Annotated in this window: 9 protein-coding genes; 6 read left to right on the top strand and 3 right to left on the bottom strand. The window is 67.1% G+C overall.

The window, feature by feature from the left end:
- Positions 1 to 114: 114 nt before the first annotated feature.
- Genes QMX83_RS18335 through QMX83_RS18325 form a run of 3 tightly spaced genes read left to right on the top strand, consistent with a single transcriptional unit; the run spans position 115 to position 2,560 of the window.
- Positions 115 to 1,182, top strand: a complete 1,068-nt coding sequence (locus QMX83_RS18335) for a class I SAM-dependent methyltransferase (RefSeq protein ID WP_282298076.1) — start codon at positions 115 to 117, stop codon at positions 1,180 to 1,182.
- A complete protein-coding gene (locus tag QMX83_RS18330) occupies positions 1,179 to 1,883 on the top strand; it encodes a pseudouridine synthase (protein WP_282298075.1) in 705 nt (234 codons plus the stop codon). Before QMX83_RS18335 ends, QMX83_RS18330 begins: the two co-directional genes overlap by 4 nt.
- On the top strand, positions 1,880 to 2,560 hold the full coding sequence (locus tag QMX83_RS18325; protein ID WP_282298074.1) for an HAD family phosphatase: 681 nt from the start codon (positions 1,880 to 1,882) through the stop codon (positions 2,558 to 2,560). The genes QMX83_RS18330 and QMX83_RS18325 overlap by 4 nt, the downstream gene beginning before the upstream one ends.
- A gap of 239 nt (positions 2,561 to 2,799) precedes the next feature.
- Here QMX83_RS18325 and fabB read toward each other — a convergent pair whose 3' ends face one another.
- Positions 2,800 to 4,008, bottom strand: a complete 1,209-nt coding sequence (fabB, locus tag QMX83_RS18320) for a beta-ketoacyl-ACP synthase I (RefSeq protein ID WP_282298073.1) — start codon at positions 4,006 to 4,008, stop codon at positions 2,800 to 2,802.
- Positions 4,008 to 4,523 carry a 3-hydroxyacyl-[acyl-carrier-protein] dehydratase FabA gene (gene fabA, locus QMX83_RS18315; RefSeq protein WP_282298072.1) on the bottom strand — a complete coding sequence of 172 codons (516 nt, stop codon included), beginning with the start codon at positions 4,521 to 4,523 and terminating at the stop codon, positions 4,008 to 4,010. The genes fabB and fabA overlap by 1 nt, the downstream gene beginning before the upstream one ends.
- A 193-nt stretch (positions 4,524 to 4,716) precedes the next feature.
- On the opposite strand from fabA, the gene dinB reads away from it, so the two are divergent.
- A complete protein-coding gene (dinB, locus tag QMX83_RS18310) occupies positions 4,717 to 5,790 on the top strand; it encodes a DNA polymerase IV (RefSeq protein WP_282298071.1) in 1,074 nt (357 codons plus the stop codon).
- Between the two features lie 208 nt (positions 5,791 to 5,998).
- On the opposite strand, the gene QMX83_RS18305 is transcribed toward dinB, so the two are convergent.
- Complete coding sequence (locus QMX83_RS18305; RefSeq protein WP_282298070.1) at positions 5,999 to 6,637, bottom strand: NAD(P)H-binding protein; 639 nt, start codon at positions 6,635 to 6,637, stop codon at positions 5,999 to 6,001.
- A gap of 98 nt (positions 6,638 to 6,735) precedes the next feature.
- On the opposite strand from QMX83_RS18305, the gene QMX83_RS18300 reads away from it, so the two are divergent.
- Both QMX83_RS18300 and gph read left to right on the top strand, forming a co-directional pair.
- Entirely contained in the window at positions 6,736 to 7,638 is a 903-nt protein-coding gene (locus QMX83_RS18300; protein ID WP_282298069.1) for a LysR family transcriptional regulator, read from the top strand.
- Between the two features lie 54 nt (positions 7,639 to 7,692).
- Complete coding sequence (gene gph / locus QMX83_RS18295) at positions 7,693 to 8,343, top strand: phosphoglycolate phosphatase (protein ID WP_282298068.1); 651 nt, start codon at positions 7,693 to 7,695, stop codon at positions 8,341 to 8,343.
- Positions 8,344 to 8,396: the final 53 nt, after the last annotated feature.

Below are 8,396 nucleotides of genomic sequence, written 5' to 3'. Positions count from 1 at the left end.
GCTTCGCGGTGTCAGACGCGGTCGAAGCCACGCAGGGCGTGGCTCTACAGCATCGGGGAAGCCGCGCCCGGCTGAACCGGTAGAATGGCGGTCTCATTTCTAGACGTACCCCGCATGGCCCCCCAGCACGACGCCCCCCTGGAAACCCTGTTCCTGCCCTTCGGCGGTGCCCTGGACTGGCCGGCCGGGCCGGTGCTGTTCCTGCGCGCCCGCGACGGCTGGCCGCTGCGCGAGCGCGCCCAGCCGGGCCAGCTGGTCTGCGAGCAGAGCTTCCGTCCGTTCGCCGCGGCGCTGGAGGCCAGCGGCTGGACGGTGCGCGACGAGGCCGAGCTGGCCGCCGACAGTACCCGCTACGCGGTGGTGCTGGTGCTGCCGCCGCGCCAGCGCGAGGAAGCCCGCGCGCTGTTTGCCCGCGCGCTGGCCCTGGCCGCCCCGGGCGGCATCGTGGTGGCCTGCCAGCACAACAACGAGGGCGCGCGCTCCGGCGAGAGCGACCTCGAGCAGCTGGCCGGTCTGGGCGGCAAGCTGACCAAGAACCACTGCCGGGCGTACTGGACGGCCCCGCTGAACGGCCAGCACGACGCCGCGCTGGCCGCCCGCTGGGCCGCGCTGGACGCGCCGCGCGCGATCCTGGGCGGTCGCTTCCAGAGCCGTCCGGGCATCTTCGCCTGGGACCGCATCGACCCGGCCTCGGCGCTGCTGGTCGAGCAGCTGCCGGCTGATCTGGCCGGGCAGGGTGCCGACCTGGGCGCGGGCTTTGGCTATCTGTCCAGTGAAGTACTGAGCCGCTGCCCGAAGGTGACCGGGCTGGACCTGTTCGAAGCCGAAGGCCGCGCGCTGGCGCTGGCGAAGGTGAACCTGGAGGCGCTGGGCAGCCCGGCGACTCTGCGCTACCTGTGGCAGGACGTGACCGCCGGCATCGAGGGCCGTTACGACTTCATCGTGACCAATCCGCCGTTCCACACCCCGGCCCGCGCCGATCGCCCCGACATCGGCCAGCGCTTCATCGCCGTGGCGGCGCAGGCCCTGCGCCCGGGCGGGCGGCTGTGGCTGGTGGCCAACCGCCACCTGCCGTACGAGCAGATCCTCAATGAAAGCTTTGGCGAGGTCCGTGTGGCCGCCGAGCGCGACGGCTTCAAGCTGATCGAAGCCACCCGCGGGCGCAGCGGCGGCCGCGCATGAAGCTCGTCAAGCACATCGCGAACCTGGGCTATGGCAGCCGCAAGCAGGTGCAGCTGATGTTCCGCGAGGGCCGCATCACTGACCTCGAGGGCGAGGTGCTGTATGCCGACGACGCGGTGGCCCACGAGGGCATCCGGGTGGATGGCGAGCCGCTGGATCCGCCGCCGGGGCTGACCCTGATGCTGCACAAGCCGCGTGGCTATACCTGTTCGACCAAGGACACCGGCCGTCTGATCTACGACCTGCTGCCGCCGCGCTTCCGCGAGCGTTCGCCGCAGCTGTCGTCGGTGGGACGGCTGGACCGCGATACCAGCGGCCTGCTGCTGATGACCGATGACGGCGCGCTGCTGCATCGGATCGTGTCGCCGAAGGCGAAACTGGACAAGGCCTACGAGGCAACGCTGGCGCAGGACCTGCGCGGCGATGAAGGTGCGCGCTTTGCCAGTGGCACGCTGATGCTGGAATCGGACGACAAGCCGCTGCTGCCGGCGGAGCTGGAAGTGCAGGGCCCGCGGCAGGCGCAGCTGGTGCTGCACGAGGGTCGCTACCACCAGGTGCGACGGATGTTCGCGGCGGTGGGCAACCACGTGGAGGCGCTGCACCGCAGCCGGATCGGTGGATTGACCCTGGGTGCGCTGCCGGAGGGCGAATGGCGTCTGCTGGATGCAGCGGACCTGGACACCCTGTTCAACGCTGCATGACGACGCTGGCTGCATTGCCGTTCCTGCCGGAGGCGGTCATCTTCGACATGGATGGCCTGATGATCGACAGCGAGCGCGTGTCGATCGCGTGCTGGGCGCAGGCGGCAGACGAACTGGCATTGCCGATCGAAGCGTCATTCTGGCTGCAGCTGGTGGGCTTGGGCGACCGCGACTGCGAGACACTGCTTCGCCAGCATATCGACGCGGCGCAGATGCAGGCGTTGTACACGCGCTGCCACGACCTGTACGAAGCCCGCACCCAGCAGGGCCTGCCGCTGCGGCCGGGCATCATGGAACTGTTGGAATTGCTGAAGCAGCACGACATTCCGCGCGCGGTGGCAACCTCCACGCGCGAACCCCGTGCCTCGCGCAAGCTGGCGGCGTGCGGTCTGCTGCCGTATTTCGCGGCGGTGGTGACCAGCAGTGACGTCAGCCATCCGAAACCGGCTCCGGACATCTACCTGCTGGCCGCGGCAAAGCTGGGCAAGGCCCCCGCGCGATGCCTGGCCCTCGAAGATTCCCCTGCAGGCACCCGCGCGGCACTGGCCGCCGGCATGACGGTCATCCAGGTTCCCGACCTGGTCATCCCCGACGCCGCCCAACGCGCCCTCGGCCACCGCATCGCCAACTCCCTCACCGACGTGCACGCGTTGCTGCTGCCGCACCTCGCGCGCTGAGTTTCTCCGGCGGCTGGAAACCAAACGCTTCGTTGCTTGGTGGTCATGCGTTACCGGGCGTGGGCAATCTCACGGCAGTCGTCTTGCGACCGACTCTACCCATCGGGCATCGCGCGAACGTAGCCTCGGTAGCGTCGGTCGACAGACGACGGCCGTGAAATCCCCAACATTCGTTAACGCATGACCCCGGATCGAAACCGCCGTTGATGTGGCCGTGGCGTTTCCCACGGCCCGGCGAATCAAACCCGCCCGAACACCAGCGCGGCGTTCGTGCCGCCGAAGCCGAAGCTGTTCGACATGACGGTATTCAACTGCGCATTCTGCGTTTCGCGCACGATCGGGAAGCCTTCCACGGCCGGGTCCAGCTCGCCGATGTTGGCCGAACCGGCAATGAAGCCGTCGCGCATCATCAGCAGGCAGTAGATCGCTTCGTGCACGCTGGCGGCACCGAGCGAGTGACCCGACAGCGCCTTGGTCGACGACAGCGGCGGCACGGCTTCGCCGAATACTTCGCGCACGGCCTTGAGCTCGGTCACGTCGCCCAGCGGCGTCGAGGTGCCGTGGGTGTTGAGGTAATCAATCGGGCCGCTGACGTTGGCCATCGCCATGTGCATGCAGCGCACCGCGCCTTCGCCCGAGGGAGCCACCATGTCCGCGCCGTCGGAGGTCACACCGTAACCGACGAGTTCGGCATAGATGCGTGCGCCACGCGCAACGGCGTGGTCGTAGTCTTCCAGCACCAGCATGCCGCCGCCGCCGGCGATGACGAAGCCGTCGCGGTCCTTGTCGTACGGACGCGATGCGGTTTCCGGGGTTTCGTTGAAGCGGGTGGACAGTGCGCCCATCGCGTCGAACATCACGCTCATCGACCAGTGCAGGTCTTCACCGCCACCGGCGAACATCACGTCCTGTGCGCCGTGGCGGATCAAGTCGGCAGCGGCACCGATGCAGTGCGCGGAGGTCGCGCACGCGGCCGACAGCGAATAGCTCAGGCCCTTGATCTGGAACGCGGTGGCCAGGCAGGCCGACACGGTCGAGCACATCGTGCGCGGCACCATGTACGGACCGACCTTGCGCACGCCACGCGCGCGCAGGATGTCCGCCGATTCGACCTGCCACTGGCTGGAACCACCGCCCGAGCCGGCGATCAGGCCGGTGCGCGGGTTGGCGACCTGGCTTTCATCCAGGCCGGCGTCGGCGATGGCGTCGCGCATGGCGATGTAGGCATACGCCGAAGCGTCGCTCATGAAGCGCTTGAGCTTGCGGTCGATCTGCGCGTCCAGGTCGAGCAGCACATTGCCGCCCACGTGGCTGCGCAGGCCGGCTTCGGCGTGGTCCGGCAGCGGGCGGATGCCCGGCGTGCCAGTGCGCAGTGCGCTCGAAACGGTGTCCAGATCATTGCCCAGGCACGAAGTGATGCCCATTCCGGTGATGACTACGCGACGCATCAGAAATTCTCGGTCGAAGTGAACAGACCTACTCGCAGGTCCTTGGCGGTGTAGATCTCGCGGCCGTCCACGAGCATGCGGGCGTCGGCCTGGGCCATCACCAGCTTGCGGTTGATCACACGGGTAATGTCGATTTCATAGCTGACGAGCTTGGCTTCCGGCAGCACCTGGCCGGTGAACTTCACCTCGCCACAGCCCAGCGCACGGCCGCGGCCCGGTGCGCCCAGCCAGGTCAGGTAGAAACCGGTCAGCTGCCACATCGCATCCAGGCCCAGGCAGCCCGGCATCACCGGGTCGCCGATGAAGTGGCAACCGAAGAACCACAGGTCCGGACGGATATCCAGTTCGGCGCGTACCATGCCCTTGCCATGCGGGCCGCCGTCTTCGCGGATGTCAGTGATGCGGTCGAACATCAGCATCGGGTCGTTGGGCAGGCGACCACTGCCCGGGCCGAACAGTTCACCGCGGGCACTGGCCAGCAGCTGTTCGCGCGAGAACGCGTTGAGACGAGTCATGGAAAGCGCAATCCTGAAGAAGTTGCAGCGGAAACAGGCGCTGAGAGTGCAGACAAAAAGTGATTCAATCAAACGTTTTAACCGTACGCCAGCGTAGTGTTTTCAGCTTGAAAAACGCATGTTGTTGTTATGAAAAGACCATACTCAAGCGTGTGGCTGTAATCTTGTTCATCTGAATCCCAAGCCTGCCAACGTGTCTGCCCTCCGCAAGATCATTCATGTCGACATGGACGCGTTCTACGCGTCGGTGGAACAGCGCGACAATCCGTCGCTGCGCGGCAAGCCGGTGGTGGTCGCATGGAAGGGCGCGCGCTCGGTGGTGTGCGCGGCGTCGTACGAAGCGCGGGTGTTTGGCGTCCGCTCGGCAATGCCGGCATTGCGCGCCGAACGGTTATGCCCGGATGCAGTGTTCGTGCCGCCGGATTTTTCCCGCTACAAGGCGGTGTCGCGGCAGGTACGCGAGATTTTTCTGCGTCATACCGACCTGGTCGAACCGTTGTCGCTGGACGAGGCCTATCTGGATGTCACGGCGCACAAAGGCGGCATGACCGTTGCCACCGAGATCGCGCAGCTGATCCGTGCGCAGATCCGTGAAGAGACGCAGCTGACCGCCTCGGCCGGCATCGCCCCGAACAAGTTCCTGGCCAAGATTGCCTCGGACTGGCGCAAGCCGAACGGGCAGTTCGTGGTGCCGCCGCATCGGGTGGAGCAGTTCCTGACCCCGCTGCCGGTGAAGCGCGTGCCGGGCGTGGGCAAGGTGATGGAAGGCAAGCTGAGCGAGCTCGGCATCGTCACCGTGGGCGACCTGCGCGCACTGCCGCTGGAGGCGCTGCAGGCGCGCTTTGGCAGCTTCGGTGAAAGCCTGTACCGGCGCGCACGTGGGATCGACAACCGGCCGGTGGAACCGGACCAGCCGGTGCAGTCGATTTCCGCCGAGGACACCTTTGCCGAGGATCTGCCGCTGGAGGCGTTGGAGCCGGCCATTGTCGAGCTGGCAGCGCGCACCTGGCAGGCCACGCGCAAGACCGAGCGGGTGGGGCACACGGTGGTGCTGAAGTTGAAGACCTCGCAGTTCCGCATCATCACCCGCAGCTTCACGCCGGAGGCACCGCCGGCGTCGCTGGAGGAACTGCGGGATATCGCGCTGGCGCTGCGGGCGCGCGTGGATCTGCCGGGTGACACCCGTTACCGGTTGGTGGGCGTGGGGTTGGGCGGTTTCCGCGAGCCGGACGAGGTGGTGCAACCGGGGTTGTTTGACGCGTCGTGACGCGCGGTGCCGGGGTCATGCCTTCGTCGCGATGATCATCGCTATCGGTAGTCGACTGTCGTGCGACTCTACCAATGGCTCCGCTCATTTTTCACGGTGCCCCGCGATGCCGTGCCCCGGTAGGGTCGCACGATAGTCGACCGCCGATAGCAGGGCCACGTGCGGTGGGGCATGAAAATCCCCGAAACCGCACGCACCCCATCAAACCTCAATACGCCACAGTAGCAATCTGCTTCTTGTACTGCGGCGTCTCGATCTCACTCACGAACGCATCGGCATAATCGGCATAGCTGATCCGGCTGTGCCCATCCGAGCCCACCAGGAACTGCTTGGCCTGTGTCCGGAACCCGCCCTTCTGCGGCCCCGGACCAATCTCGGCGGCCGGCGAATAGAAGGTCCAGTCCAGGTCGTCCACCTGCTGCAGCAGGTTGAATGCCTTGCGCGCGGCCAGCGCCACCGGCTTGTAGGCGTCCGGGAAGCCCTCGGTATCCACCAGCTGCACGCCCGGAGCCACTTCCAGGGTGCCGGCACCGCCGACCATCAGGAAGCGCGGCACGCCGGCCTGGCGTGCTGCCTGCACCAGCTCGCCGGTCACGGTGGTGACCCTGGACGGGTCGTCGCCCGGGCGCGGGCCAAACGCGCTGGCCAGTACGTCGTGGCCGGCAATGACCGCCGCCAGCGCGTCGGTATCGTCCAGCGCGGCAATCGCCAGCTGGGCACCGTCCAGTTCGGCCGGGAGACCGGTGTCGCGGCGGACGATGGCGGTGACCTGATGACCGCGTTCCAGCGCCTGGCGGGCAATTTCGCGACCAATGTTGCCAGTGGCACCTACAAGGGCAATCTTCATGAGCAGGGAATCCGTTGAGGAAGGAGACTCAGGTTATGCGCCTGAAATCGAACGAAAAACCGCGTATAACGGCCTAATTTGTTGCATGGATCGATCAGATGGACCGGATGACCGCAATGACCGTGTTCGTGGAGGTGGTCGAACGCGGCAGCCTGACCGCCGCCGCCGAGGCGCTGGACATGTCCCGCGCCATGGTCACCCGCTACCTGGCCGAGGTGGAACGCTGGCTGGGGGCGCGTCTGCTGCACCGGACCACCCGGCGGATCAGCCTGACCGGCCCGGGCGAGGCGGCCCTGCTGCGGTTCCGGCAGATGCTGGCCATCGGCGAAGAGCTGCACGGCGAACTGGCCACCGACAACCCCGAGCCGCACGGCGTGCTGCGGGTGACGGCCAGCGTTTCATTCGGGCAGTCGCACCTGGCCGCCGCAGTGGCCGCCTTCGTCCAGCGCTACCCGCTGACCCGGGTGGAACTGCTGCTGGTGGACCGGATGGTGAACCTGGTGGAGGAGCGCGTGGACGTGGCGGTGCGCATCTCGCGGGCGATCGATCCCAGCCTCATTGCACGGCCGCTGGCGCAGTGCCATTCGGTGCTGTGCGCCGCACCGGCCTACCTCGCCGCGCACGGTACGCCGACCACCGCCGATGCGCTGGCCGCGCACAACTGCCTCACCCACCACTACGTGGGCAAGAGCGTGTGGCAGCTGCAACGCGACGGCCGCACCGTGAGCGTGGCAGTGGGCGGCAACATCAGCGCCAATGAAGCCTCGTTGCTGGTGGAGGCGGTGCGTGCCGGCGCGGGTATCGCGATGTTGCCGATCTACCAGATCGGACCGCTGCTGGAATCCGGTGAGCTGGTGCGGGTGTTACCGGACTACGAACTGGACGTGATGGGACTGCATGCGGTGTACGCCTCGCGCCGGCAGTTGCCGGCGGTGATGCGCAGCTTCCTGGATTTTCTGGTGGAGCGCTTCGCCAGCCCAGAGTTCCGGTCACGCATGTGACCCGCGCGGTGCCGGAATACAATCGTGTTTCCCACGTCACAAGGTGAGCCCGCTTTGCCGTATTCCTATCCGCTGGTGATCTTCGACCTCGACGGCACCCTGGTCGACAGCGCCGCCGACATCGCCGAAGCCCTCAACCGCACGCTGGAAGACCAGCAGCTGCCACGTGTACCCGAAGCCACCGTACACACCTGGATCGGCGACGGCGTGCGCCGTCTGGTCGAACAGGCCTTCAATGCCGCCGGACACGAAACCAACCTGGACGCGGTGATGCCGGGCTTCATGCGTCATTACGAAGCCTGCCTGCTGCGCAGTCCACGTTTGTACGACGGCGTGGTGCCGGCGCTGCAGGGCCTGCGCGAACGCGACGTGACGCTGGCAATCTGCACCAACAAACCGCACGCGATGGTCGGCCCGCTGCTGGCGCATCTGGGTGTGCAGGATTACTTCGCGCTGGTGCTGGGCGGTGACTCGCTGCCTGAGCGCAAACCCAGCGGTGCGCCACTGCGGCATATCGCGGCGGCATTCGATGTTGCACCGTCGGACGCGCTGATGGTGGGGGATTCGATCACCGACTACCGCGCTGCGGTGGATGCCGGCATGCCAGTGGCGCTGGTGCGCTACGGCTATCCGCGCGGGCTGGACCTGGACGCGGTGCAGGCTGTGGCGGTGATGGACGACCTGCGCGAGCTGCTCGTAGGTTGAGGCGTGGGCCGGCCCGCCCCCCCCCCCCCCCGCCAGCGCGTCCCACCCCGCCC

The sequence above is a fragment of the Stenotrophomonas sp. PS02289 genome, assembly GCF_029960115.1.
Taxonomy (GTDB): domain Bacteria; phylum Pseudomonadota; class Gammaproteobacteria; order Xanthomonadales; family Xanthomonadaceae; genus Stenotrophomonas.
The sequence above is the reverse complement of the archived record's forward strand: the minus strand, read 5'-3'. Positions and strand labels throughout refer to the sequence as shown.

What these genes read in the sequence shown, in the direction of transcription:
- fabA (WP_282298072.1), bottom strand. Translation starts at nt 4,523, where the DNA reads ATGACTCGTCTCAACGCGTTCTCGCGCGAACAGCTGCTGGCCAGTGCC.
- QMX83_RS18335 (WP_282298076.1), top strand. Translation starts at nt 115, where the DNA reads ATGGCCCCCCAGCACGACGCCCCCCTGGAAACCCTGTTCCTGCCCTTC.
- QMX83_RS18300 (WP_282298069.1), top strand. Translation starts at nt 6,736, where the DNA reads ATGGACCGGATGACCGCAATGACCGTGTTCGTGGAGGTGGTCGAACGC.
- fabB (WP_282298073.1), bottom strand. Translation starts at nt 4,008, where the DNA reads ATGCGTCGCGTAGTCATCACCGGAATGGGCATCACTTCGTGCCTGGGC.
- QMX83_RS18325 (WP_282298074.1), top strand. Translation starts at nt 1,880, where the DNA reads ATGACGACGCTGGCTGCATTGCCGTTCCTGCCGGAGGCGGTCATCTTC.
- QMX83_RS18305 (WP_282298070.1), bottom strand. Translation starts at nt 6,637, where the DNA reads ATGAAGATTGCCCTTGTAGGTGCCACTGGCAACATTGGTCGCGAAATT.
- QMX83_RS18330 (WP_282298075.1), top strand. Translation starts at nt 1,179, where the DNA reads ATGAAGCTCGTCAAGCACATCGCGAACCTGGGCTATGGCAGCCGCAAG.